Annotated in this window: 20 protein-coding genes and 1 pseudogene; 14 read left to right on the forward strand and 7 right to left on the reverse strand. The window is 66.1% G+C overall.

The window, feature by feature from the left end:
* Positions 1-75: 75 nt before the first annotated feature.
* Together AB0J36_RS14445 and AB0J36_RS14450 are read right to left on the reverse strand one after the other, a co-directional pair.
* Positions 76-993 carry a hypothetical protein gene (locus AB0J36_RS14445; protein ID WP_357133084.1) on the reverse strand — a complete coding sequence of 306 codons (918 nt, stop codon included), beginning with the start codon at positions 991-993 and terminating at the stop codon, positions 76-78.
* A gap of 276 nt (positions 994-1,269) precedes the next feature.
* On the reverse strand, positions 1,270-1,830 hold the full coding sequence (locus AB0J36_RS14450; protein WP_357392670.1) for a DUF4352 domain-containing protein: 561 nt from the start codon (positions 1,828-1,830) through the stop codon (positions 1,270-1,272).
* Positions 1,831-1,932: 102 nt separating this feature from the next.
* On the opposite strand from AB0J36_RS14450, the gene AB0J36_RS14455 reads away from it, so the two are divergent.
* The 8 genes from AB0J36_RS14455 (at position 1,933) to AB0J36_RS14490 (ending at position 15,598) form a co-directional block, all read left to right on the forward strand.
* The gene (locus tag AB0J36_RS14455; protein ID WP_357392671.1) at positions 1,933-3,831 is read left to right on the forward strand and encodes an N-6 DNA methylase; all 1,899 of its coding nucleotides are present in this window, start codon (positions 1,933-1,935) and stop codon (positions 3,829-3,831) included.
* Positions 3,832-4,024: 193 nt separating this feature from the next.
* Entirely contained in the window at positions 4,025-4,357 is a 333-nt protein-coding gene (locus tag AB0J36_RS14460; RefSeq protein WP_357133090.1) for a hypothetical protein, read from the forward strand.
* A 5-nt stretch (positions 4,358-4,362) separates the two neighbouring features.
* Positions 4,363-5,736, forward strand: a complete 1,374-nt coding sequence (locus AB0J36_RS14465) for a WXG100 family type VII secretion target (protein WP_357392709.1) — start codon at positions 4,363-4,365, stop codon at positions 5,734-5,736.
* Positions 5,736-6,146, forward strand: a complete 411-nt coding sequence (locus tag AB0J36_RS14470; RefSeq protein WP_363660713.1) for a hypothetical protein — start codon at positions 5,736-5,738, stop codon at positions 6,144-6,146. Before AB0J36_RS14465 ends, AB0J36_RS14470 begins: the two co-directional genes overlap by 1 nt.
* Before the next feature lie 198 nt (positions 6,147-6,344).
* Positions 6,345-7,397, forward strand: coding sequence for a serine/threonine-protein kinase (locus AB0J36_RS14475; RefSeq protein ID WP_357392673.1), 1,053 nt, complete (start codon positions 6,345-6,347; stop codon positions 7,395-7,397).
* 13 nt (positions 7,398-7,410) lie between these two features.
* Positions 7,411-10,212, forward strand: a complete 2,802-nt coding sequence (locus AB0J36_RS14480; protein ID WP_357392674.1) for a helicase-related protein — start codon at positions 7,411-7,413, stop codon at positions 10,210-10,212.
* Positions 10,209-15,116, forward strand: coding sequence for a class I SAM-dependent DNA methyltransferase (locus AB0J36_RS14485; RefSeq protein ID WP_357392675.1), 4,908 nt, complete (start codon positions 10,209-10,211; stop codon positions 15,114-15,116). Before AB0J36_RS14480 ends, AB0J36_RS14485 begins: the two co-directional genes overlap by 4 nt.
* 38 nt (positions 15,117-15,154) lie before the next feature.
* Positions 15,155-15,598 (forward strand): hypothetical protein, encoded by a 444-nt coding sequence (locus AB0J36_RS14490; protein ID WP_357133100.1) that lies wholly within the window; start codon positions 15,155-15,157, stop codon positions 15,596-15,598.
* 64 nt (positions 15,599-15,662) lie between these two features.
* Here AB0J36_RS14490 and AB0J36_RS14495 read toward each other — a convergent pair.
* The 3 genes and pseudogenes from AB0J36_RS14495 to AB0J36_RS14505 all read right to left on the reverse strand — a co-directional run bounded on the left by AB0J36_RS14495 (position 15,663) and on the right by AB0J36_RS14505 (position 17,227).
* Positions 15,663-15,857 (reverse strand): annotated as a pseudogene (locus AB0J36_RS14495) (DUF397 domain-containing protein).
* Between the two features lie 303 nt (positions 15,858-16,160).
* On the reverse strand, positions 16,161-16,733 hold the full coding sequence (locus AB0J36_RS14500) for a Scr1 family TA system antitoxin-like transcriptional regulator (protein ID WP_357133102.1): 573 nt from the start codon (positions 16,731-16,733) through the stop codon (positions 16,161-16,163).
* Between the two features lie 278 nt (positions 16,734-17,011).
* On the reverse strand, positions 17,012-17,227 hold the full coding sequence (locus tag AB0J36_RS14505) for a hypothetical protein (protein WP_357133104.1): 216 nt from the start codon (positions 17,225-17,227) through the stop codon (positions 17,012-17,014).
* A 524-nt stretch (positions 17,228-17,751) separates the two neighbouring features.
* Here AB0J36_RS14505 and AB0J36_RS14510 point away from each other — a divergent pair.
* From AB0J36_RS14510 to AB0J36_RS14525, 4 genes are all read left to right on the forward strand, one after another.
* Positions 17,752-20,799, forward strand: coding sequence for a type ISP restriction/modification enzyme (locus AB0J36_RS14510; RefSeq protein ID WP_357392676.1), 3,048 nt, complete (start codon positions 17,752-17,754; stop codon positions 20,797-20,799).
* Between the two features lie 272 nt (positions 20,800-21,071).
* A complete protein-coding gene (locus AB0J36_RS14515; protein ID WP_357133108.1) occupies positions 21,072-21,404 on the forward strand; it encodes a hypothetical protein in 333 nt (110 codons plus the stop codon).
* Positions 21,405-21,423: 19 nt separating this feature from the next.
* Complete coding sequence (locus AB0J36_RS14520; protein WP_357133110.1) at positions 21,424-22,131, forward strand: TauD/TfdA family dioxygenase; 708 nt, start codon at positions 21,424-21,426, stop codon at positions 22,129-22,131.
* A gap of 15 nt (positions 22,132-22,146) precedes the next feature.
* Positions 22,147-23,175: a hypothetical protein gene (locus AB0J36_RS14525; RefSeq protein ID WP_357392677.1), complete on the forward strand. Its 1,029-nt coding sequence runs from the start codon at positions 22,147-22,149 to the stop codon at positions 23,173-23,175.
* Here AB0J36_RS14525 and AB0J36_RS14530 read toward each other — a convergent pair.
* The gene (locus AB0J36_RS14530; protein ID WP_357133114.1) at positions 23,170-23,520 is read right to left on the reverse strand and encodes a hypothetical protein; all 351 of its coding nucleotides are present in this window, start codon (positions 23,518-23,520) and stop codon (positions 23,170-23,172) included. The two genes, AB0J36_RS14525 and AB0J36_RS14530, sit on opposite strands and share 6 nt — an antisense overlap.
* Positions 23,521-23,578: 58 nt before the next feature.
* Here AB0J36_RS14530 and AB0J36_RS14535 point away from each other — a divergent pair, with 58 nt between their 5' ends.
* Both AB0J36_RS14535 and AB0J36_RS14540 read left to right on the forward strand, forming a co-directional pair.
* Positions 23,579-23,992 carry a hypothetical protein gene (locus AB0J36_RS14535; RefSeq protein WP_357392678.1) on the forward strand — a complete coding sequence of 138 codons (414 nt, stop codon included), beginning with the start codon at positions 23,579-23,581 and terminating at the stop codon, positions 23,990-23,992.
* Between the two features lie 26 nt (positions 23,993-24,018).
* Positions 24,019-24,462, forward strand: a complete 444-nt coding sequence (locus AB0J36_RS14540; protein WP_357133118.1) for an NUDIX hydrolase — start codon at positions 24,019-24,021, stop codon at positions 24,460-24,462.
* A 1,039-nt stretch (positions 24,463-25,501) separates the two neighbouring features.
* Here the strand turns inward: AB0J36_RS14540 and AB0J36_RS14545 are convergent.
* Positions 25,502-26,470, reverse strand: coding sequence for a hypothetical protein (locus AB0J36_RS14545; protein ID WP_357133120.1), 969 nt, complete (start codon positions 26,468-26,470; stop codon positions 25,502-25,504).
* Positions 26,471-26,511: the final 41 nt, after the last annotated feature.

Consider the following 26,511-nt stretch of genomic DNA (forward strand, 5'->3'; position numbering starts at 1 on the left):
TCCAGGTGTGTGGGGTCCGCGGACCGACGACTCGTCGGCCCGCCCGGGGTAGGCGGTGGATGTGGGTGCCTCAGCTCAGCGCGCGGGGCGCCACTCGCCGCAGTTCTCGGAGCTGAAGGCGTAGTCAGAGGCGCGGATGGTCACCTGCACTCGGCGGGCGCTGTTGGTGAAGTAGTTGTCGATCGTGTCGCCGGAGCTGTTCTGCCTCTCCCAGTAGCAGCCTTCGACGTCCGTGGTGACGTACGTGCCGGGCTTGATCTCCTTACCGACGCGAAACGTGCCCTCGCTGAAGATCCGACCCTGGGCTGCCAGGTCCACGTCGGCCTGCCCGCGCTTCACCGCCTCGCGCCATTTCTTCACGTACGGGTAGGTGGGACAGAGTAGGAGGGCCCCGTTGATCTCCGGGATCTGTTCGCTGCTGGCGGCGTAGTCCGCCTCCAGGTACGTGTCCTCAGGGTCGACGGCGGCGCACATCTCGTACAGGGTCGTGATGTTGCCGTCCTCGTACTTGGACGTTTTCAGCGCCGCCTTCTCGGTGTCGGTCACGGGGTAGATCTCCGCCTGGGCGTCGCAGGCCGTCGGCTTCGCCGCCCACACCTCACTGAAGTCCGGCCGGCCGTCCTTGCCGGGCCGCACTGTGAGCAGCGCATCCCAGTCGTTACCCGTGTCGCACTCGAGACTGACCGGGGGCTGCTGCGGCGTGTTCTTCGGGTCGTCGGGATAGGTGTCGCTCGAGTCGGGGACACCGTCGCCGTCCCGGTCGGGCGGCGGCGTCGGCGACGCGCTGGGGGAGGCGGACGCGCTCGGTGAGGTGGACGCGCTCGGTGAGGTGGTCGCTGACGTGGCGGTGGAGCTCTTCTCGTCGCCGCAGCCAGTGAGCGTCGTCGCCAGCAGGGCAGTGGTGAGCAGGGCGCCGGTGGCGCGGACGGCTCGACGCAGGTGGACGGTCCTCGCCGAGCAGCGGGGGATGCCGTAAGGGTGTAGGAGGGCCATGGTCGTCTCCAAAGAGCGGAAGGACAGCGGGACGGCCGAGTGCTGGACCGCCATAAAGAGCAACGAGTCAGTCCGAAGGGGTGATGATCGCTGTGCTCGCACTGGAGGCGTCACTCGCAGGGTTGGCCGAGGTGCCAGCGGTCGACTCCAGACACTCGGGGCTCTCGCGTAGATCTGGTGTGATCAGGTTGGTCATCACCGGGTTCCCTCTGTGAACAGGGATGGTGTGAACAGCCGGGGCGGATCGTCCAGACCCGCCCCGGGGGGTGGGGGAGGTCAGCCGAGGGTGACGTCGACGCCGCCGGAGAACGGTGAGTCGTGCAGCTCGAGCTTCGTGAGCTTGACGTTCTTCGGGATGTCGAAGACGACGACGCCGGTCACCTGGTTGCCGGGGTTGACGTCGTTGAGGAACGTCTCGGCGTTCTTGTTGGCGTAGATGGCCGCTTCGGTGTCGGCGGAGTACTCGGTCCCGTCGGCCGCGTACGCCTTCTGGCTGCTGCCGTCGAACATCTGCGCTTCCTTGCCGATGTTCTTCACGTTGACCGTGACCAGGCAGAACTGGCCCTGCGCCTTCGCGCCGAGCATGTCGCTGCCGATCTTGGCCACGCCGCACTTGGACGACTTGACGGTGAACTCGAACTTCCCGTCCCGGGCCGGCTGACCGATCTTCGCGGTCTTGGCCGGCTTCTCCTCGGCCTTGGCGCCGCCTTCGTCGCTGGTGGTGCCGCTCGCCTTGCTGTCGCTGCTGGAGTCGCTCGCCTTGTCGGCGGTGCCGGAGCCGCAGCCCAGGGCGATGAGGCCGGTGGCGATCAGGGCGAGAGTCGTCGTCTTGCGCATCGCTGTCCTCCTGATGTGAGCGTTGCGGTGTCAATAAGAGCATCGTCCTAGAACGGTGTCAACGGACAATCTCGTGCTTGACGGATGTGCGAAACTCTTGGAGTGCAGGAGAACCCGACCATCACGGCAGCGGAGATCGCCCGGCTCGCCGGTGTCGGTCGCGCTGCCGTCAGCAACTGGCGTAAGCGGCATCCCGACTTCCCCGCGCCGGTGGGCGGGACGACGGCGAGCCCCGAGTTCGACCTGCTCCAGGTCGAGCAGTGGCTACGCGCCCAGGGCAAACTTCCCGAGCTGGCCACCGCCGACCGGCTCTGGCGACACCTCGCCGCCGCCAGCGACACCCCGGCCGGTGGGCTCGCCGCCGTCGGCGCGGTGCTGCTGGCCCGACAACGCGGCTCCCGAACCGGCCACCCCGACGGGCATCTCGCGCCGTTACTGCCCGACGTCGACGCCCTGGCCGACCAATTGGGCCCGCAGGGCGCGTTCGACGAGCTGTGGCAGCGCTTCTCCGCCCCCGGGCCCGGCCGCCCCTTCGCCACCCCCGACGACCTCGCCGACCTGATGATCGGGCTCGCCAACGTCGGCGGCGGCTCCACACTCGACCCAGCCGCCGGCTCCGGCGCGATCCTCCGGGCCGCCGTCCGCGCCGGCAGCACCTCCGTGTACGGGCAGGAACTCGACGAGGACCTCGCCGAACTCGCCGGCCTGTGGCTGGCCCTGCACGACGTACCCGGGGAGGTCAGCCCCGGCGACACCCTGCGCGCCGACGCGTTCGCCGGCCGCGCCGTCGACGCCGTCGTCTGCCACCCCCCGTTCGGCGCCACCAACTGGGGCGACGACGAACTCGGCCACGACCCTCGCTGGATCGTCGTCACCACACCCCGCACCGAACCCGAGCTGGCCTGGGTGCAACACGCCCTGGCCCACCTGCGGGTCGGCGGGCACGCAGTCCTGCTGATGCCACCCACCGTCGCCAGCCGCCGTGCCGGCAAAAGGATCCGCGGCGAACTGCTCCGCCGAGGCCACCTGCGGGCCGTCATCGCCCTCCCGCCCGGCGTAGCCGCCCCACACGGCGTACCCCTGCACCTGTGGGTGCTGCGACGCGCCGCGACCGACGCGCCGCCACCGGCGCGGGCGCTGCTGATCGACGCCGCCGGCGGCGACCTGGGCGACACCGCGCCGCGCGTGCTGGCCGCGTGGCGGGCGTTCGCCGCCGCCCCGGACGGCGACGTCGAGGAGGCCGGGTTCGCCCGCGCCGTCCCGGTCATCGAGCTGCTCGATGAGGACGTCGACCTCACCCCCGCCCGCAGGCAACCCGCCGTCGTGGGCGAGGCTTCCGGCGAGCATCTGGTACGCACCAGAGAACGCCTGGCCGCCATCTTCGGCGAGCTGCCGGCGCTGCTGCCGCAGGTCACGCCCGCGCCCGGGGGGCCGGACGGCGCGTTCCTGACGGTGGGGGAGTTGGCCAAGACCGGGGCCCTGCAACTGATCGGGCCGGTCCGCTCCGGCACGTCCACACCCGCACCGGACGGTCCGCCGGTGCTCACCGTGCCGGACGTACTCGCCGGGGTAGAGGCCTCCGGGCGGGTCGACGACCGGTTCGGCCAGGAGATTTCCCTCGCGGTAGGGGACGTCGTGGTGCCGATGATCGCGCGGCAACTCACCGCACGGGTGGTCACGACCGAGGGGGCGCTGTTGGGGCGCAACCTCTACCTGCTGCGGCCTAACCCGGCGGCGTTGGATCCGTGGTTCCTGGCCGGTCAGCTGCGGACGTCGGCGAACGAGAAGCAGGCGTCGAGCCTCTCGGGGACGATGCGGTTCGACATCCGACGGGCGCAGGTGCGGCGACTGTCGCTTGACGACCAGCGGGCGCACGGGGAGGCGTTTCGGCGCTTGGACGCCTTCGAGTCGGCAATCCGCCAGGCCGCGTCGCTCGGGGCGGAGCTGGCGCAACTCACCGCAGACGGGTTGGCACGGGGGGTCCTGCGGCCAGGCGCCTGATGTCTGGGACACCGTCCATCGCGATCGTGCGGCACAGTGGAGGGCTGAGCGGAACGCCGCGAGCGCGATGGGGGAGGTCACGACACCGTGCTCATCGATTCGAGAATCGGACGGGCGGTCACCGACGCCTCTGCTAGGCGTTTCCCCAAGCCCGGTGACGAGCAGCCCGGTCGCTGGGAGCGGGGCTTCAGTGGTGGCCGGTGACGCGGAGATGCAGATGTCGGTTTCGGCGGTCAGTCGCCACGCCGCCGCGGTCGACGACGCCGCCGACAGGATGGCAACCGCTCGTGGGGCGGCGGCGTACGTGCAGATGGGCGCGAACGCCTACGGCCAGATCTGCGGGTTCCTGCCTCGTCTGATCGACCCCGTGGCGGACAGGACAGCGACCGCGCTGGGAGAGTCCGCTGAAGCACTGCGCGAGGCGGCGGCCGGCCTGCGATTGGCTGCTGCCTCGACCGAAGCCACCGACGATGCGAGCGCACGACGATTTGCCGACAGGGCCGGCCGGCTGGAACTGCCGCTGTGACCGACATGGCGGCCAACCCGTTGGTGGTCGAACGCCAGGACTCGACCCGGTGGTACACCGGGCTCGGATTGGTGGAGGACGTCGCCGAGACGGTGTCGGGAATTGAGTCGGGCAGCTGGATCGACTCGACGATCGGTGGTGTCGCCACGTCGATGGACGCTCTGGCCACCGTGCTCGATCCGCTCGGGTCGCTGATCAGTTGGGGCGTCGGCTGGTTGCTCGAACACGTCAAGCCGCTGTCCGACCCGCTGGACTGGCTGGCCGGCGACCCGGACCAGATCGACGCCTACGCGCACACATGGCGCAACGTCGCCAAGCAGAGCACCGACGCGCTGGCGGACCTGCAAGCGGCAGTCTCCACGCAGCTCGGCGAATGGGAGGGCGCCTCGGCACGGGCATACCGGGCGCACATGTCGGGTCAGGTGCGGGCGATGGAGGGCATCGCTCGGGCTGCCGGCGGCATCGCTGCCCTTGTGGAGGGCGCCGGCCTGTTGGTTGCGTTGGTCCGCGAGCTGGTGAGGGACCTCATCGCGGACTTCGTCTCGGTGCTGGCGGTCAGATTGCCGCTCTGGCTGGCCGAGGCCGGCGGGACGCTGGGCATCGCGACGCCGTTGGTGATCTCCCAGGTGAGCAGCCTGGTGGCCAAATGGGCGGCGCGGATCGGCAAGCTGATCAGCGCGCTGATCAGCAGTCTGCGTCGGCTGACCCCGCTGCTCAGCCGCATGGGCGACCTCATCGCCGATCTCAACGGCCTGCTCCGGCGGGCTGCCCGCACAGACCCGGTCAACCCGGTGCACGGCGGCGCACCCGATGGACGCACAGCGCCGTGGGGAGAGCCTGATCTCGACTCGATGGGGCGTCGGTCGGATTGGGAGGATCCCTCCGCGCATCCTCAGGTGCCGCCACCGCCCGATGCGAATCTCCCAGCGGGGGACCCGGTCTATCACCGGCCGAACAGCACGGCCATCGGCTATGACAGCGCCACGATGCGCAATTTCGATGCCGTCGCGCCCATCCCTGGCCATCACGATGTGGTCGTACACGGTGAACCCACAGGTCTGTTCCGGCCGGGCCTCGTGGGTGCGGACGGTGCCGATCATCCCGCAAATCTCACCGACCCACAGCAGATCGCCGATGCCATCCGCGCCAACCCGCACTACGACGGTGGCCCGGTGCGCCTGGTGTCCTGTCACACCGGCGCAGTCAACCCCGAGGCCGGAGTGCCACCAGCGGCGCAACGGGTCGCCGACGCTCTCGGGGTGCAGGTGACGGCTCCGACCGATGCCGTCGGTGTCGACCGGTATGGTCCCGTGGGGCAGACCCCGATGATCCGGGGCAACGGAGAGTGGAAGACCTTCTATCCGAACGGCGGGCGTTGATGGGCGGCGGTCAGGTGAAGACGGCGGGGATGTTCCGCGAATTCGGACCGGTCCGCTCTGCCGAGCCGCAGGAGAGCATCTTCGACAGCATCGCCGACGAGGAACTGCCCGACCGCACTCGGGTGGTCGCCTATCTGACCTCGGGACATGTCCTCATCGACGTGATGGACGTCGCCAACGACGCCTTCGACTCGACCCGGCAAGTAATGAACGGCTCGACCGTCATGACTGACGGTGACTGGCTTTGGAGGAAAGACCTCGCCTATTACGTAAGACGTCACCGCATCGCATTGCCACAGGATTTTCTCGCGCTCATCCGTGAGCGGGATTACGTCGTCCCTAGGCGTGACGTGCCGGAGCTGGCGGCCTGTTCGCGGCAGGCGCGCGATCTGATGTTCTGGAACGGTTGACAGGCCGCACGTCAGTCGGAAATCGGACAGCGACGCTAGACCTCAGTGCCACACCAAGCATGAATGCAGCGCCCAACAAGAACCGCCGTTCGGACGCTTCCTCATGAAAGTTCAACGTTGTACGGTCATGCGTCCGCCGAGGCGTTGAGCTGACAGGCGGACGGGCAGCTTCGGTGGGTGTCTTCGTGAGGGGGACGAATGACGCTGGGCAAAATCGGCGGTTATGAGCTGGTCCGGCCATTGGGCTCAGGTGGGATGGGCGACGTGTTCTTCGCGGTGTCGCCGACCGCCGAGCGAGTCGCCATCAAGGTGATCAAGCAGCATCTGATTGAGGCGCCGACGGTGCGTGAGCGGTTCGCTACCGAGGTCGAGAGCCTGAAGCTGGTCTTCGGCTCTCGGGTAGCCCGCCTGGAGGGCGCCGATGCGTACGGGGACCCCGCATGGCTCGCCGTGGAGTACGTCCCGGGGGCCACGCTGCGCCAGCACGTCGACGCCCGAGGGGCGCTCTCCCTGCCGTTGGCCGCGATGGCCGGCGCGATGCTCGCCGAAGGCCTCGCCAAGGTGCACGAGGTCAAGCTGCTGCACCGGGACCTCAAGCCGCAGAACATCATCCTCGGCCCCGACGGTCCCAAGCTGATCGACTTCGGGCTGGCGGTGCTGATCGACCGGAACGACTACCTGACCGAGCCCGGCGCGCTGGTCGGCACTCCCGCCTACATGTCGCCCGAGCAGGTCAAGGGAGAGCGGGACCTCACCCCGGCGGTGGACGTCTATGCGCTTGCGGCGACGCTGGTCTTCGCGCTGACCGGGCGTGGGCTCTACCCGCCGACCAACTCGTGGAATCTGCTGCTGCGCATCAGCGAGCCGAGCGATCTTCCCGACCTCTCCGGGGTGCCGGCCGAGCTGGTGCAGTTGCTCGGCGCGATGCTCGCCTACGACCCCACCGCCCGGCCCGGCCTCACCGACGTACGCGCCCGGCTGCTCGCGGTCGCCACCGCTACCAGCGGCAAGAGCGTCCATGCCCTGCGCCAGGAAGTCGCCGACCTCACCTATGACGGTGGCACGGAGTTGCTGGTCCCCCCGGACCTGGATGATCCGCGAGAGGACCCGGAGGACACGCCGGTCATCGAGGATGCGACCCCTCCGGAACCGGCCAAGCCCGATCGCCAGCCACCCGCCAAGGCGTCTACCGACGTGACGTGGCTGGTCGACAAGGTGCGCCGCCAGTACGCCCGCCGCTCGACCCTGTAGGAAGGCACCACCGATGACCACCACCCAGGCCGCGACCTTCGCTCCGGGCTCCCGCATCGTTGTCCGCGACGAGGAGTGGTTGATCCGCAGCGTCAAGACCGGCACCGCAGACGGCACGATGGTGAAGGCGGTCGGCGTCTCCGAGTTCGTGCAGGACGTCGAGGCGACCTTCTTCACCAAACTTGAGGACATCACGCCGCTGGTGCCCGAGGAGACGGACCTCATCCAGGACACCTCGTCGCGGTTCCGGCAGAGCCGCCTCTTCCTGGAAGCCGTGCTGCGGCGTACGCCGCTGCCGCGTACCGAGCGCGGGTTGGCCCTCGCCGACCGGTTCTTGCTCGACCCGCTGACCTACCAGCAACGACCGGTGGAGCTGGCGCTCTCCGGCCTGCGGCCGCGGATCCTGCTCGCCGACGTGGTCGGCCTGGGCAAGACCCTGGAGATCGGGTTGATCCTCGCCGAGCTGATCCGCCGGGGTCGCGGTGAGCGCATTCTGGTGGTCTCGCCGCAGCAGGTGCTTGAGCAGTTCCAGCGGGAACTCTGGACCCGGTTCGCGATCCCGCTGGTCCGGCTGGACTCGACCGGCATCCAGCGCATCCAGCAGGAGATCCCGGCCGGGCGTAACCCGTTCACCTACTTCAAGCGGGCCATCATCTCGGTCGACACCCTCAAGGACGCCGGCCAGTTCGGCCACCACCTTGATGCCACGACCTGGGACGCGGTCGTCATCGACGAGTCGCACAACCTCATCAACAAGGGCACTCAGCGCAATGAGCTGGCCCGCCGGCTGGCCGCGAAGACCGACGCGCTGCTGTTGGCCAGCGCCACCCCGCACAACGGTGACAAGCAGTCCTTTGCCCAGCTGATCTCGCTGCTCGACCCCGCGGCGATCGCCAACGAGAAGGACTATCAGGCCAGCGACATCGCGCACCTCTACCTGCGCCGCACGAAGATCAGCCCGGAGGTACGCGACCAGATCGGCGACCGCTGGGCCGACCGCGGCCCGTCTGAGGCGCTGCACTGCGCGGCGACCCCGATCGAGGAGCAGATCTTCGACGAGTTGACCGATGTCTGGTTGGCCGGCAAGTGGACCGACGAGGCGATCACCGGGCAGCACCGACTCTTCCCGTACACCTTGTTGAAGTCGTTTCTCTCCTCGCACCGTGCGTTGCACGAGACGGTGACCAACCGGCGTAAGAAGGCCACCGGCACCGAGCGGGCGGCGCTGGACCGGCTCGCGGAGCTGACCTCGGCGATGACCGACCAGGATTCCAGCAAGCTCAAGGGGCTGGTCGACGAGCTGCGGAAGATCGGCGTCGCTAAGGGCAGCGAGACCCGGGCGGTGGTCTTCTCCGAGCGGGTGCCCACCATCAAGTGGCTCGCCGAGGTGGTCCCCGGGCTGCTCGGCCTCAAGCCGAACGCGATTCGGGTGCTGCACGGGGGCGTGGCCGACAAGGACGAACAGACGATCCTGCAGGAGTTCGAGCTGGCCGGCAGCGACGTCCGGCTGCTCTTCACAGGTGACGTCGCCTCCGAGGGCGTCAACCTGCACCAGCAGTGCCACCATCTGATCCACTACGACATCCCGTGGAGCCTGATCCGGATCGAGCAGCGCAACGGCCGCATCGACCGGTACGGGCAGAAGCATCAACCGCAGTTCCGCGCGTTGATCCTCACCTCCGACCGCGACGACGCGAAGGACGACCGGACGGTCGCCGAGAAGCTGCTCAACCGTGAGGAGACCGCGCACCGCAGCCTCGGCAGCGTCGAGGCCCTGACCGGTCAGTTCGACGCCAAGGCCGAGGAGGACCGGCTGGTCCGCGACCTGCTCGCCGGCAAGTCGGTGGACGAGTCCTACGAGGCGGCCCACGCCGAGGTCGACGTGATGGCCGACCTCTTCGGCGAGGTCGGCACCGCACCGGTGACGTCGGACGTGTTGCAGGCCCGGGTGCCGAAGCTCTTCGACTCGACGCAGGACTTCGTCGACACGGCCCTCTACGAGATCTACGAGGACCGCCCCGAGGATCACATCGACCTGCGCCGCGAGGACGAGTTGCTGACGTTCCTCGCGCCTCACGACCTGGTGCACCGGCTCACCGACCTGCCCCGCTCCTACCTGCGGGCGCATCGGGAGGGCGAGGACCTGCGGCTCAAGGTCACCTTCGACCGTCCGCTCGCCCAGCGCAAACTCGACCAGGCCCGGCAGAGCAAGACCCCGATGTGGCCGGACATCGCCTTCCTCAGCGACGTGCACCCGATGGTCGACTGGTTGGTCGACAAGGTGTTGATCCGGCTGGGCCGCCAGCAGGCCCCGGTGCTCACCGCCGACGTGGCCGCACCCACGTTCCTGATCCAGGGCGTCTACGCCAACCGCCTCGGCCAACCCACCGTCGTGCAGTGGATGGCCGTCTCCGATCTCCCCGCCGCGCCAACCATCCGGGCCATGGACGAGGTGCTGCGGGAGGCCAATGTCGGCCCCACGATGGTCAACCGCGCCGAGGCCATCGCCATCGGTCCACTGAAGGAGCTGCTGCCGGAGGCCGTCCAGGTGGCCCGGCGGTACCTGGAGGGCAAGCGCGACGAGTGGGCCGAGGCGAACGCCGAGCCGTTGCGCAAATATCGCGAGCAGCTGAGCGCCTTCCAACAGGCGAGCCTCTTCGATGAGCTGCCCGGCGCGCATCGGGAGAAGCGACGCCAGCGCGTCGACACCACCGTCCAGGAGCAGCACGACCTGCTCGATCGCTTGGAAACCACCGGCGACCCGCTGCTGCGGGTGCTCGCCGTCCTCGTACCGTCGCAGGAGAACGCCGCATGAGCTTCGAGTCGCTGACCAATCGTGGCGAGTACCTCTCCGCGCACTACCTGGCCGAGATCCTGCCGACCACCCTCAAGGGCAGCGATTTAATCAAGCGATGGACCGCGGCGGAGAAGAGTGGCGAGCAGACCCCGCGCACCCAGTTGCGCCGCATGCGCCGGCCTTTCTTCGACGCCAAGACCGAGCTGACCGACGCCGAACTCTTCGACCCGGAGCGGCTGCGCAAGCAGCACCAGGACGTGCTGCGGGCGCTCGGCTTCGACCCGCAGCCGCAGACCATCACCGTCGAGCGCAACGCCCAGGAGTACGAGGTCCACGTCGCGCACGCCGAGCTGGGCACCGCGCACGGCATCGTGGCGTTGGACTGCGGCTGGGCGGTCGACACCGAGGCCGCCCAGGACCCGGACGACGCCGGCCGCCTGCTCGACCCGCTCACCCTGTCGAGCACCGAGACCATCGAGACGGGCGCCAAGCTCGCCTCGCTGCTCTTCGCCGCCGACAGCCCGAAGCCCCGCTACGTGCTGATCCTCAGCGGTGGCGTGGTAACCCTCGCCGACCGCACGGTCTGGGGTGAGGGCCGCTACCTGGCCGTCAGCCTCGACACCGCGTACGCCCGCAACGACGACAAGGAACTAGACGTCGTCGCCGCACTCTTCGGCGCCGACTCGCTGCGCCCACCCGCCGAGGGTGGCACGGAACCCCTCGCCGACCTGGTCGCCGGCTCCCGCCAGCACGCTGTGGGCGTCTCCAGCGAACTCCGCGAGGGCCTGAAGGTCTCCGTCGAACTCATCGCCAACGAGGTCCTCGACCAGATCCGGCGGGCCGGCTACCAGCCGCAGCAGGTGATGGCCCTCGACGAGCTGGCGAAGGAGCTGGGCCGGGAGTCGCTGCGCTACCTCTACCGCATCCTGTTCCTGCTCTACGCCGAGGCCCGCCCCGAGCTGGGCGTACTGCCGGTCAACGACCCCCAGTACGTCGAGGGCTACAGCCTCGCCCGCCTCGGTGACCTCGTCTCCCGCCGCCTCGCCCCCTCCGCCGAGGAGGGCACCCACCTGTACGAGTCACTCGACCTGCTGTTCCACATGGTCAACGAGGGGCACCGGCCGCGCCGCGGCGCAGACGTCGAGGAGAAGGCCAGCGAGGGGGAGGGGCTGCGCTTCGAGCCGATGAAGTCGGACCTGTTCCTGCCGGAGAAGACCGAGCTCATCGGCCGACTCATCGCCGTGCCGGGCAGCGACCCGGACGACCCGGAGGGCCCGAGGATCGACACCCGGCTGCGCAACAAGGTCCTCTACGAGGTGCTGCGCCGGCTGATGCTCACCAAGGGCGGCAAGAAGCGCCGCGGCGGCTTCATCTCGTACGCCCAGCTTGGCATCAACCAGCTCGGCGCGGTCTACGAGGGCCTGATGTCGTACACCGGTTTCGTCGCCACCGAGCAGCTCTACGAGGTCGCCAAGAACGGCGACCCGAAGGACGGCTCGTGGATGATCCCGGCCTCCAAGACCGACGAGTACGACGACAACGTCTTCGTCTACAAGGAGAACCCGTACACCGGCGTCCGCAGCCGGGTCTGCCACGAGGCGGGCCAGTTCGTCTACCGGCTCGCCGGCCGCGACCGGCAGACCAGCGCCTCCTACTACACCCCACAGTCGCTGACCGAGGTCACCGTCCAGCTCGCCCTGAAGTACCGGCTCGACCAGGACGACACCATCACCCCCGCCCGCGAACTGCTGGACTGGACGATCTGCGAGCCGGCGCTCGGCTCCGGCGCGTTCCTCAACGAGGCGATCAACCAGGTAGCCGCCGAATACCTGCGCCGCCGGCAGAAGGAACTGGACGTCACCCTCGACCCGGAGGACTACCACCTCGAACTCCAGCGGGTGAAGGCGTACATCGCTCTGCACAACAGCTACGGCGTCGACCTCAACCGCACCGCCGTCGAGCTGGCCGAGGTGTCGCTCTGGCTCAACGTCATGCACGCTGGCCTCCAAGCCCCCTGGTTCGGCCTGCACCTACAACGCGGCAACTCGCTCATCGGCGCCGGGCGCAAGACCTACACACCGAAGCAGCTCGCCGACAAGTCGTGGCTCACCACCGCGCCAAAGGAACAACCCTTCCGGGACGGGCCGATCGACGAGGGCAGCATCCACCACTTCCTGCTCCCGGCCGACGGCTGGGGTGCCGTCGCGGGGGAGAAGGAGGCCCGCGAGTTGGCGCCGGCTGAGACCGCCCGTTTGAAAGCCTGGCGTACAGCGATGAAGCGCACGCCGTCGGCCAAGGGGAAGAACTCGCAGGTCCAGCGGTTGCAGGCGCTCGCGCGGCGGGTGGAGTTCCTGTGGGGGCTGGTGCAGCAGCGGCTGGCCATCTCCGAACAGGAGATTCGCCGCGACATCGCGGTCTGGGGTGCCGACGACCTGCCGCCGGTCACCGAGGCTGTGCCCCGGGACGAGATCCTCGCCGACCTGACCGCGCCAGGGACGCCGTATTGGCGGCTTAAGACACTGATGGACGTCTGGTGCGCGCTGTGGTTCTGGCCGCTGGACAAGGTCGGGCTACTCGACGGCTCCGACCCGGCCTACCCGGCCACGCCCGTCCAGGTCTCGCACATCAAGGACGAACCGGCGTACGAGGAACCGGTGGTCTACGAGACTCGGGATCTCTACGGCAACGTGCAGCCGCAGCAGATGAAGATGCCGACGAAGGCGACCGGCACCCGGCGGATGACGGTGGCGGAACAGCTCCGCCAGCAGGTGCCGCTGTCTAACCTGGACGACTGGTTGACGTTCGCAGAAGCGCTCATCGGCCGGCGCGATCTTGACGAGAACACCGAGAGGTTCTACGGCCGGAAGCTGACCAGCCTTAGCGAGATGAGCGATTTCGAGGGCAAGCTCGACAGCGTGATCGGCGTCGACTCACCGTGGACGCTGTCCGATCGTTTCCCCTGGCTTCTCGCCGTCGACCAGATCGCCGAACAGCAGGGCTTCTTCCATTGGGAACTAACTTTCGCTCAATCGCTCGGCAAGGGCGGATTTGACCTTCAGGTAGGTAACCCGCCATGGGTTCGGCCAACGTGGCGGGAAGATGCCGTCTTGGCTGAGGTTGATCCTTGGTTCGCTCTGGCGGAAAGAGCGACGGAGGGCGTTTGGCGGCAACGCAAGGTCCACACTCTGAATTCAGATGGCACGCTCCGATATGCGTTAAACGAGTTGACGAGCAATTCAGGCCTAAGCAGGTTCATCGCCAACCCTGCTACCTACCGACTGTTGGAAGGAACGCAGCCGGATCTCTACCGTGGATTCATGGTAAAAGTTTGGGATTGCCTGGCTCAAGGCGGCTCTGTTGGCTTAGTCCATCCCGATTCGCATTTCGTTGGAGCGAAAGAGACTAATCTTCGTGCCGCCGCATATCGTCATCTGCGCCTACATGCGCACTTCGTGAACGAACGATCAATATTCCCCGAGATCGGTCATCCCGTTAGTTTCGGAATTCATATCTACTCGCATCCGAGAAATGTTGCGTTTCTTCATGCAAGTTGGCTATTCGACCCGAAGACGCTTGCCGACTCTCTGGCTCATGACGGTGTCGGTGCCCTGCCAGGCATCAAGCATGATGGGAAGTGGGACCTTCGGGCTCATTCAGATCGATTAATTGAGGTCACGCTCCCGGTTCTTAGTGTTTGGTCAAAGTTAATCTTTGGCAACGACTCGGCCGCTGATACTTCCCCACTTCTGTATCCAATTACCAGGTTCGAGCAGCGCGCGATTGAATCGCTTGCCGCAGTCGATGTGAGGCTTGGGAGTCTGCGACCACACATCAGCGCTGGCCTTCACGAGAAGATGGCGAAGGTGGAAGGGGTCATACGATGGCAGACGACCACACCGTCCTCGTTGGCCGCAGTCGTTATACAGGGACCTCATCTCCATGTAGGCAACCCCTTCTTTAAGCAGCCGAATGAGGCCTGTCGGAGCAAGGGCGACTGGACTGCATTCAATCTTCCTGTCCTGCCGGATTCCATCCTCCCGCGCACTAATTATCAAGTTACTGGTCGTCATGTTTCAACCGAGGAAACGTACGAGGGAAAGAGTTACCTGGAGCATTACCGGGTGGCCTGGAGGCGGCGTATCCCAAGCGGGAATGAGCGAAGCCTGTTCGCCGCTCTAATTCCACCAGGTCCGACCCACGTTCACACCGTCCACTCTATGGCCTTCAGCGACAGCAGAGTTACTGCACTGGCTGCGGGGTTTTGGTCTTCGCTTCCTCTCGACTACTTGCTCCGCATCGCGGGCCGGGGAGATCTTCAGGTTCGAGAGGCACATGCAATGCCTGCGCCAGCGAGTGATCACCCTCTTGCCCCCGCACTGTTGCTGCGAACGCTGAAACTTAACTGCCTTACGTCCGCCTATTCTGATCTTTGGAAACAGCTTTTCGACGCATCATGGGGTGCTGCTGAAGAATGGGCAATTGCCTGGCCCGGAACTACGCCATTGCTTACAAATCGCGGGCCTTGGCGGCCGGAGGTACCGTTGCGCTCGGAGTGGGAGCGACGGGCCGCGCTAGTCGAGATAGATGCCATCGTTGCGACTTGGTTGGGACTGGGGTTGTCGGAGTTTTTGTCAATCTATCAGTCCCGTTACCCAATCATGGCCGACTACGAATCAATGATGTGGTTCGATAGTCGAGGGCGCAAAATCGCGGCAGACCACAACGCATACGGAGTGGGCCAGAAGAAAGAGCATTTTCTGCAGTTGTTGGCGTATCTCGATGATCCGGCGCGGAGCCCGGTGCCGGAAGGGTACGTGGCGCCGTTTTTTAAGGCGGATCGAGAGACCGAGTACCGGCAGGCGCATGCCGTGTTCACTAAGCGGCTTCAGGATTCGATCGACGCTGGCTGGCAGCCGTCGTAGTCCGCCCGCTACCCCTCTTCGACCCCGAAGGAGAGCAGATGGCTCCCAGCAACCACCAGAAGCACCAGGCTGGGCGACACCTAGCGGTGGCTGCGGCTCTGTTGTACGGCTATTCGGCGAGCCTGAACGGTCCGCAGACCTTCGTAACGATTAACGGACGGAAGGCGGCCGTGCAGGTTGCTGCGCAGGGCACCTGGATGATCGCGGACATCGACCGGATGACGGCGATGTCGATTGACGTCTACATCCTCGTGGACGTGACCGAGGGACGTCGGGACTTCTATGTCGTGCCCGGAGACGACCTGCGTGCCGGGGTGCGCGAGCGGCACGACGAGTTCATGGCGAGCGTCGGCGGTGTTCGCCCGCGTAACCCGGAAAGCCGTCACACGGCCATCTACCCGAAGGACGTGGAGGCGTGGCGGAACCGGTGGTCGTTGTTCGAGGACGTGACTCAGCCAGCGATTGGGGACGCGACCTCCTGACCGATTGCGTGACGGGAGCGCATCCGGCGCGTCCGCCCAGCTGCGCTCCCGTCCGCCGTGCATGTCAGTGCTCGGACTTCGTGACCTGAACGAAGATGGTCCAGGCGGCGGGGGAGAAGGTGAGGGCTGGTCCCGCCGGGTCCTTGCTGTCGCGTACCGCGACGAGGCCGGGCAGGTTGTCGGCGACCTCGACACACGCACCACCGTTGTCACCGCTGCGGGTGCTCTTGCGCTACTGGGCACCGGTCAGTTCAGTCATGATGAACCTTTTCGACGATCTTGCTGACGAGTTGCCTCGATTGTTGCTCATCGAGAGCCAGGGACGTAAGACTCCCCCAGACCTTCTCGTAGGTGGCGATTTCCTCGGGGCCGATCGAGATACAGGGCACCGGTCAGCGACTCGCTGTAGACGACCGACGGCTCCGGGACGACCCGGTTGGTCAAAGGGAAGTCAAGCATCATGAAGGCGGCCGGCGAGCGCGCCGTAGTGCGCCCCGACGGATAGTGGCAGGACCCGGATGGAGATGTTCGGCAGGCCAGTGAGGTCATTCAGGTGTCGGAGCTAATCGGCCATCACCCTGCGGCTGCCGATCTGCTTGATCAGGAGCGCCTCGGCGAGCACCGAGCTGAGCTGGGGTGCCTTCGGTAGCCGTCGCCGTAGGAGGCCCTGCCGCTGAAGTCGGATGCTGATGAGCTGGTCGATCTCGTCCTCGCTCATCTCGGTTCGATTTTGATAGGCCCCCCTGGCGTACGCCTCTGTCTGCAAGAGGCCGGGAATCAGTGACTCGTCGTATCCGCGCAGCCGAGACGCGGCGGATTCCAGGCCGACGTGCAGTTCGAACCAGTCGGGGATGGCGTCGCCGTACGAGTGCCACCAGCCCTTGGCCTTGGTCTCGTTGGCTAGGGCGGTGAGCGCGCCGGTCAGCTCGGCGGTCGCCCCGTACAGCTCGCACATGGCCTTGGCGTCGACGGCGCGGACCGGGCCGAGGCCGGTCTCGATGAGCCACAGCTTCTGCCGGCTGAACTGCATCGCCTCGGATGCGCCGTCCAGCGTCATCCGCGCCTCGGTGCGTAGCTCGCGCAACGCTCGCCCGAGCTGCCGTCGCGGCACTGTCGATCCCATGTCGTCGGCCATCCGCCACCCCCTCTCCGTGTTGCACGGTGTTACATCCCAACGCCATCGCTGAAACGTGGAACCGTTGCCGATCGGCCATTCTTCGGCGGCGCCACTGCATCAATAGCGATACCCGTCTGACCATCCAAGACACTCCCGACAACAGTCATGTACGCGCAATTCCCACGCGGCGATTGTCGGCGTACCAACGGCGGTTCTGTATGTTTTTCGGGGTGATCGGAATTCCCCGCCGGCTCAGGTGTGTCGGCCGGAGCCGGCGGTCGAGGCGGGGAGTCGGGTCAGCCGGTCAGCGGGCTGAAGCTGCGGCCGTCGAGCACGTTGATCAGGCCGTCGTCGCGGTGCACCTCGCAGCCGCGCCGCCGTAGCTCGGCCACCAGCTCAGCCTCATCGTTCAGCGGGATTTCCAGCAGTCCACCATTAGGGACGGTGGCCTGCTGCTTACCGAAGCGCGTGTGCAGATCCTTCGGCAGGAGCGTGAAGGCCCGTTCCGCCACGACGTGCAAGATCAGGTGTTGATGTGAGCCCCGTCGGCGGGCCGGTCGGGCCAGTCACCTTCGGCGCCTCCGTTCTCTGTCGTGCGTACCTACCGGCATCATGCGGTTGGTCAGACGTGCACTGTCGCCATTGATCTATTTCGCTGCCTGTCGCATGCTGTGGCGATACGGCGGGAGGTTGGCCAATGACTCTGAGTAGCCCTGGCGAGCTGGGTGGTGGCGGCACGTTTACGACTCACCGGTCGAGATGAGGGCGCATGGACAGGAGCGCCCGCACGCGCAGTGCGGCCCACGTGCCCGGTCCTCGGGGTTCCGCTGAAGCGTACGGCGCCGTGCTGGAGGCAGCTGTTTCTCACTTCGGTGCCTCCGTCGCGCCGGTCCTTCAGCGGGGACTGGCTGCTCGGGAGGACACCTTGCGGGCGCCAATGGTCGAACTTCTCGTTGCGGCTGGACAAGCGATTGGCTGCCCGGTCAGGGCGCACGGCGAGGTCCGCCTCCCGGAGCTTGCTATCCGCCCTGACTACTTGATCGACGTCGACGGAGCCCCGATCGGGTATGTGGAACTCAAGGCGCCGGGCAGGGGTGTTCCCGGCCACGGTTGGCATCCCACGGCCCGGGAGCGTAGGCAATGGGTCCAGCTTCAGTTGCTTCCGAACGTTCTGTATAGCGATGGTCAGTCCTTCGCGGTGTATCGCTGGGGAGAATTGCAGGGGCCAGTGGCACGGATGGACGGCGACCTGCAGCGGGCCGGTGCACGCCTTCGGCCCGCCGACGGCAACCTGGCGCTCGTGCTCCACGCCTTCCTTGCGTGGCGTCCACGTCCACATCGCCGCCTCGAACATCTGGTCCGAGACGCGGCACGACTTTGCCGATTGTTGCGCGACGAGGTGTTGGACACCCTTGGTCAAGAGCGACTCGGTGGGAGGGTGCGGCTCTTCAGCGAACATCTAGCCGACTGGCGCACCTGGCTATTTCCCCACCTGAGCGAGGAGTTGTTCGCCGACGCCTACGCGCAGACCGTCACGTTTGGGCTGCTGTTGGCGCGTCGGTCAGGGATCGAGTTCGAAGGCAAGGAACTGCCGACGCTCGGGCGAGAGCTGGCCAAGAACCACCTGCTCGTTGGGCGAGCGCTGGCTATCCTCACCGAGGACCACGGTGGTCCTAGCATTGAGCAGCGCAGCGTGGCTCTGCAAACGCTGCGGCGCGCCATCGAGGCCAGTGACTGGACAGATTGGCGGACAGACACATCGGACCAGCTGTATGAGCGCTTCTTGGAGTTGTACGATCCAGCGGTTCGACGGGGAAGTGGCTCCTACTTCACGCCCCAGCCCGTTGCGGACTTCATGGTCCAGTTTGTCGACAGCATCTTGCACGACAAGCTGAACCGACGGCTAGGTCTGGCTGACCGCGACGTAGTGGTCGTCGACCCGGCAATGGGTACAGGCACCTTCCTGTTGAGCGTCATTGCACGTGTAGCGAAGACGGTTAGGGCCGACCACGGGGACGAGCCCGCTGAACTTCGTGCTCTCCTCGGTCGTTTAGTTGGATTTGAACGCCAGATCGCGCCCTTCGCCGTAGCGGAACTACGGCTGCACCAGGATCTCGCAGCGCGGGGACTGGAGGTTGCCGACGAGAAGGTCAGATTCTACGTCACCGATACCCTGGAGGATCCTGACGTAGAGACACTTGTTAGCCCGTACGTGTACCGGCCAATTGCTGACTCCCGGGCGCAAGCAATCAAGGTCAAGACCGAGGAACGGGTCATGGTCGTTCTCGGCAACCCGCCCTACCTCGAACGCGCCAAGGACCAGGGAGGGCTCGTACTTGCCAGCAACAAGGGAAAGTCGAGCATGCTCGACGCTTTTCGAGGCACCAGTACCGGCAGACTCGAGTTCAAACTGCACAACTTGAACATCTACTTTTGGCGCTGGGCCACCTGGAAGGTATTCGAAGCGCATCCTGAGCACCCGGAGGGAGTCGTGGCTTTCGTTTGCACATCGGCCTATACGACCGGACCAGGCTTCGCCGGCATGCGTGAGTACCTGCGACGGCAGGCCGACTGGGGTTGGATCATCGATCTATCTCCTGAAGGGCATCAGCCCGAGGTGCCGACACGCATTTTTCCAGACGTGCAGCAGCCATTGTGTATCGGCGTATTCGGACGGGCCAAGACGGCCGATACGGAAACACCCGCCAGAATCCGTTACGTTGCCCTCTCCGGGACCAGGCAAGAAAAATTCGACGCCCTCCAGGCTCTGAATGCCGCAAGCGGTCGGTGGTTGGACTGCCCAACGAAGTGGTCGGCTCCCTTCCGTCCCGCGTCGCAGGCCATATGGAACGACTGCATCGCGCTCGCCGACCTGATGCCGTGGCAATCGCCAGGTATCAAGGCGAACCGAACATGGGTTTACGCTCCGGACGAAGAAACGTTGGCCGAGCGGTGGCGCCGTCTAAGCCTGGCTCCCGTGGTGGAACGGCCAGATCTTATGAAGGAAACTAAGGATAGGGCAATCGCCGTCGTACTCTCGCCGCACTTCGACGGCACCGGTCAGCCTGCGTCACTGACTGGCGATATTGACCCTCAGGTTTCCATCATGCGCGTATCTTTCCGGAGCTTCGATCGGCAGTATGTTATTGCCGACCGGAGGGTTGTCGATCGAGCCCGTCCCGATCTGTGGTCTACACACGGAAAACATCAGACGTATCTGACGACACTGTTCGCGGAATCGGTGACCTCCGGACCGGCCGTCGTGTTCGCCGCAGAGGTGCCGGATAACGACCACTACATGGGTCATCATGGAGGCAAGGTACTACCGCGGTACCGTGACGTCAGCGGTCATCATCCCAACATCGCCCCTGGTCTGATGGAGCAGCTTTCTCGCCAGCTCGGTGGCGACGTTACCTGCGGAGACGTTTTCGCCTATGTTGCCGCCGTGGCGTCGCACCCCGGCTTCTCGACGCGATTTCGATCGGAGCTTCGCACCCCGGGAGTGCGGATCCCGTTGACATTGAACCCAAACCTTTGGCGTGCGGCAGTCGGCCTTGGTGAACGGGTGATCTGGCTTCAGACCCACGGTGAGCGTTATGTCTGCTCGTCGGCTGGCCGTCCACCAGGACCACCGCGGGAACTGCGCCCTGATGTCCTCGTGCCCGTACCAGGGGTGGCGGACCGCATGCCCGAAAGCATCACGTACGACCGGGACAGTTTGACCCTGTATGTGGGCGAGGGAGCCCTCGGTCCCGTCCCCTCAGCAGTCTGGGATTATGACGTTTGTGGCACGCAAGTCGTCAAGAAGTGGTTCGACTACCGCTCCAAGCGGCCCCGCGTGCGCAAATCGTCCCCACTGAACGAAATTGTTGCCAGTAAGTGGGACTTCACCGACGATTTGCGAAACCTGCTAGCCGTGCTCCATGGATGCGTGCTCCTCGAGCCGCAGCAGGACGACGTGCTGAAAGCCATCCTCGATGGACCTCTTCTGAAGGCGACAAAGCTTGAGGATTTAGGCATGCTGCCACCGGCAGATGAAGCGAAACGGCCGATCATCGATGTCCAGCCGCCCCTCTTCCGATGATCGGCTAGGTTGGACCATGTCTCGCGCTCGGTCCGGAATTCAGCACGAAGTAGCCAGTGCCTCTGCCTGGCCCAGGATGGCCACGTAGGCCGGCGGCGCACTCTGTCCGGTCGCCGCTGTCGCCCGGGCACCCGTGGCGGATTCGACCTGGCGGGCCTGGACCGGTGCCGGTAGCTGCGCCGCAAGGGCCTCGTCCCCGGGCGCTCGGCCGCTGTCTGAAGTGGACGTACGGCTGAAGCAACCTGCTGGGTTCCATCAATACCTTGGTCGGCATGGCATACCGGAACTACACGGCCGATGGCAGCTACTGGACGGTTCGGAAGCAGGGCGCCGTCTACTGGGTCGCCCGCATGCGCCGTGTCAACGGCTCTTACGAGTGGTTGGACACCTGGGGCGGTTATGAGCGTGCCGGAGCCGCCGCTGGGGCGGCCGCACAACTGGCCTACAACCAGGCCCGGGAAGATGTGCTCAAGGAACTGGTCGGCAACCTGCACACGGCGCTGGACCGAGCAGGTCTGGGTGCGTTGCCCACGCCGGCCCCGGTGAAGCCCCCCGCGCGGTCGGAGCTTCCGGCGGCCGCCGATCTCGATGACCCTGAGGATTGACGGCGCGTAGGCAGGGCGTGTGCGGCTGGTGGAGGCGGGGCGCCAGGCTGAGGTGAGTCCGGACCTGATGCCCGGCGTACTCGCCCGAGACGGTGTCGTCCTGATCCGGCAGGGGTCGATCGCCGAGGTCCGCGCTCTGCTCGACCGCTGGACCGTCCCCGTCGACCATCCGCATCAGGTGGCCGGCGGACTGACCGTCATCGAGCCTCGGTTGCAAAGGAGAGAGGACGAAAACGAGGCCGGCTTCACCGATCTGGGCCTGTCGCCGCATACCGATCGCAGTCTGCACGCGCAGCCCCCCAGCGTGCTCGCCACCCTCATGCTGACTCCGGCGATGGCCGGGGGAGACGCCACACTGGTCGACGGCGCACGAGTGCTGGGTGTCGTCCGCCAACACGTCGGGGATAGCGAGATCGCCGATCTGCGGTTGAGGACGGCAACCGGTCGGCCAGGCCCGGCGGTTGTCGAGATCAGTGTCGGCCACGCCCGCATCCGCTATCGCGACGACCGGATCGCCGGCCCGTACAGCACCAATGGGTGCACGGACCTCGTGGTCACACCCCGTCGCCTGATCGCTGAGACGGCCCAAACTCTGCACCTGGGTACGGGCGACGGTTACCTCGTACACAATTACCGGTTTTGCACGGGCGCACGGCCTTCACCGGGGACCGGAGCCTGGCGCGTTTCCTGGCGAGAGTCAACAGCGACCATCCGTACACCTGGTTGAACCGGGGGTTTTCGATTGCGGGTTCCTAGATCGCGCCAGCCGGCGTCCTCCGCGCCCGACCGCAGCCACCTCGTCGCCGCGCTGTCGAAGGTGCCGCCACCGTCCGACGCGGCCTTTCCGCAGGCAATCCGGGCCGTCGTCGAGGCATACCCCGATCCAGAGCCGCTGCTGCGCGCCGCTCTCGACGATCACGCCAATCGCAGCCGGTCCCGCTTCGCGGCGCTCTACGCACTCCTGCTGCGGCTACGACGCGAGGAGCGCCACGCCGAGTACGCCTTGGTCGTCCGAGACCATGAGGACGAGTTTGGGGCAGAGCCCTACTTCCACACCTTCCGCGCGATCGTGGCCCGAGCCAAGGGCGACCTCGCCTCACTTCGCAGCTCAGTCGAATACTCCCGCCAGGCCGTCGCCGCCATGCCTGACGTCGCGGCGGTGACCCATCAGCTGGCGGCGTTCTGGGTCGAGTACCTCGAACGCCTGGAGGATCCAGGCCCGGCGCGTGACCTCGACGAGGTGGAGCGGCACATCGACCGGGCGGTAACCCTCACCCAGGGGCGAGTCGCCCACTACTACGAGACGAGAGGCCGGGTGCTGGCACTGCGTGGGGAGTTCGAGGCGGCCAGGGCCGCCGTCGCGCAGGCCATCGAACTGGAGCCGCGCGATTCCCGGGACCACCTGCGTCGGCTCACCCAGTACCAGTCGAGCCGGATCCGGATCGATCTGATGCAGGAGCGCGCCCGGTGGGCCCAGGCCCATGCCCGCTTCCGCACCGAGTTGACCGAGTTCAAGGGCCAGCAACTGCAACTGCTGGGCCTGGTGGCGGCCGTGGTGGCCTTCATCGCCACAGCCACCAACATTGCCAGCCAGAGCACCGGCGTCGAGGGGCTCCGTCTCATGCTCGTGGCGTCCGGCGCGATAGCTGTCGTTTTCGGTACGTTCTCTCTCGTCAACAACAGCCGCGTTCGCCGGGTGATCGCGGCGGTCGTCATCGGATGCGCCATGATCGGGGCCGGTTTGTTCGTGCCAGCCTCGTGGATGTCATGAGAGTTTGGACAGCCCATGAAGGTAGGAGAAGCGATCACCTCGGCCGGTGGAACGCGGGCGAATGAAGACCGCGTCGGCCACCGCGGCACCCTCGCCTGGGTCATTGATGGCGCCACCGATCTGTACGGTGACACCGCACTGCCCGCCGACAGCGATGTGCAGTGGCTTGTTGACCACATCGGTGAGCGCTTGATTCAGGCTGGCGCAGACAACTATCAGGGCACCGCCGCCGCGCTCCTGACGTCGATTGCCGATGGTGTAGCCCGCGAGCAGGCAGCACTCTCGTTCCCCGTGAGCCGGGTGCCAGCCGGCCTGCTCGATCGCGGTCTGCGTCGACCAGGGCATCGGCTACGACCTCGCTCGAATCGGCGACGCCACCGCCGTGGTCCACGGCGTTCGGCCGGTGCTGCTGTCGACCGGCTTCTTCGACCGACGCGAAGCCGCGGCGGTCGCGACAGATGAGGGCGAGGCAGACCGGGTCATCGCGGCCATGCACCAGCGTCGGCTGCACACGATGACCGCCGGTGATGTCGAATCGATCTTCTCCGGGCACCCGAATCGCCAACTTCGACCACACAGCGCCGTCGGCGAGTGGACGCACGTCGACTGCATGCTGCTGTGCACTGACGGCTTCGCCCGGCTGGTCACCGACTACGAGATCTACCGCTCGTGGGCTCAGGTTATTCCCGATGCGCGTGATCGAGGGCTGCACTACCTGGAGAAGTTGATCCGGGACGCGGAAAGCGAACCCGGTAGCAGCGGTGGTCGGTTCAAGCGGGCCGACGACATCGCTGCTCTGCTGCTGACCGCTAATTGATGCCGCACCACGAAAGGACTTCCCGCATGACGGAGCGACCGCCGTACCTCGTCGAGCGGAACCCGGGGTATTTCGAGTACCAGTTGCCGATCTCGGTCAAGCTGGTCGTCGACCACCGCGGCCGCGTGCCGCTGTTGCGGAACGAACGCGACGAGTGGGAGTTGCCCGGCGGCAAGCTCGAAGTAGGTGAGACACCGGAGGACGGTGTTTGCCGGGAGGTTGCCGAAGAACTTGGGCTGACCATCACCGAGGTCGACATCATCGACTCCTGGATCTACATGATCACGCCGGTCCGGCACGTGTTCATCGTGAGCTTCGGCGCGACGTACGTCGGGGATGAGGAGCTCATCTACTCGGCCGAACACAAAGAGCTCAGCGTCTTCGCGTACGACGAGGTGCCGCGACTGCACATGCCCGAGCCCTACAAACGAACCATCCAGCGCTGGCACGCGCGCCAGCTGCCGACGTAACGAGTTCGGGCTTCGTGTGATGTCAGGAGCAGCGGCAGGTTCCCAGCAGCGACGGCACCACTCCGCAGGCGAAACAGGTGTCTGGTTGAGGAGAGCGGACGGCCCGAGATGCAATCGGCCGGCTGCTGACCGGCTGTTTGGGTCGCGGTCGCTGAAGAGCGGCCTCCACCTGCTTGACGGTCGCCATCGGCCAGCCGCGCCCGCGTACGTGTTTGGTCAGCTTCTTCATATCGAGGTGCGGAAACTTCGCACGCATGGCATGCGCCACCTCGGCGAGGCTCTGTTGGCCTCGTGCGGCCGCCGGGCTTCCCGTTGGCTTGATCGCGCTGGGTGAACTACTGACGGTAGCGATGCCAGGCTTCTTCGTCGCAGTTTTCCGGACCTCCGGAGGACGAGCAGGGGACTGCTGCCTGTGACGCGGAGAAGGATAGGCACGCAGAGCTGCGCGAATCTGGTCAACAGAGACCTGGGGCCACCCGTCCTGACGAAGGTGCCGAGCAATCGTTGAATCCTTGATGTTCGGCATTCGGTGCCGGAGATCGTGGGCGGCGTCTGCCAGGTCTCGCCTATTGCGTTCGGTCAGGAGACCAGCGTTGGCCGGAGCGGCCTTGAAGGCGGATCCGCCTGAGGGGCGGGTGTAGCCTGCGCGACTTACAGGTTGGAGGCGGTCGAGCCAGACATCAGGCGTACGGTCGGGCTGGTCGTCATTCTCCCAGTCATGCCGGGAATCAGCTGAACCTCGGCCCTCCGCATTGGTGTACCAGTCGCTGATAGTTCGCCTGATTACCACGCCGCCTCCGATGCCGTCGGACCGGGATCTGGCAGAGAAAAGCCGAGCGCAAGCTCGTCCCTCCATCCGAGGAACTCGATGCTATTGGCGGTGACGTTGCCTCGGAAGTAGCCGTTCGTCCTGCCGGGGTGACGAATGGTTGACTACTGCGGGAGTTCGACGGAGATCGGAGTTAGGCGTTGCGCTCTCAAATCCGCTGGACCCGCCGACGTCATACCGCCAATGAATGAGTCCTCGACTGCTGACTGGCTAACTGGCGGCGACCTGCCGCCGGATCCTGTCGACGATCGACGCCCTGCGATGAACCGGCAGCTCGACCCGTACCAGATGCTTGAACTCCTGCCGCATCGCGGGGAGGTCAACTGGCCTTCCGGCGAGCTCTGCGCACAAGTCCTCCAGCGGCCACGAGGCATAGTGTCCGTAGCGGACGGTGTAGATAGCTACCGAGTGCAGTGCGAACGCATCGGAGTAGTCCAGCAGCACGTACCCCAGCAACTGATCGATTTCGGCCCTCGTCAGCCCGACCGCACGGCTGCCGTCCGGCCGGGCCCTTCCCTGGGTGGCCTTGAAGTCGACGAGCACGCCGCCGACGATGAGATCGGCGTCGGCGTTGAGATCGGCGCTGCCCTCGAAGGTCGCGCCTGTGGCCACGGGCCCGACCGGCAGCACTGGTAGCAGGTGCCCCACTGCCAGGTCGCGCATTGCAATCAGGTCGGCGACCTCGTCGGCGTTCGCCAGTGCCAGCAGGTCGGGTGCCCGACTGTCCGGACCAAGTTGCATCAGGCGAGACTCGTCTACCCGAGCCGCCCGGTACAGCTCGACCAAGAGTGCGAGCGCGTAGGACATCCGTGCCCACCACTCATCAGACCGCTCTCTGAACCGGGCCGGGTGGAGTGGCCCCACGTGATTGCCGTCGCTATCGACCGCACCCAGGTCGTGCAGCAGTTCCAGGCCAGCTCGTTCGCACGGCGCTCGCCGCGTGCTCAGCCCGGTCACTGCGAGCCCGATTGATGGGGCCGGGTCGATCAGGAACCGCAACCACCAATCGATAGCAGCACCCTGCGTCCAGAGCGCAACGCTCGGGGGTGGCAGTACCTGGCCCGGGCCGATGGCCTCTCGGTAATCGGCCTGTACGCCGTGGTGGTGCGGAAACGTCGCGCGGAGCCAACGGGCCACCGGGCTCTTGGCGGTCTTTACCTCATTGGTTAACGCAGACACGACTACCACCTTGATTGCCGCGAAGGCAGGTCGACATATCG

This window comes from Micromonospora sp. NPDC049662 (assembly GCF_040675055.1).
GTDB lineage: Bacteria > Actinomycetota > Actinomycetes > Mycobacteriales > Micromonosporaceae > Micromonospora.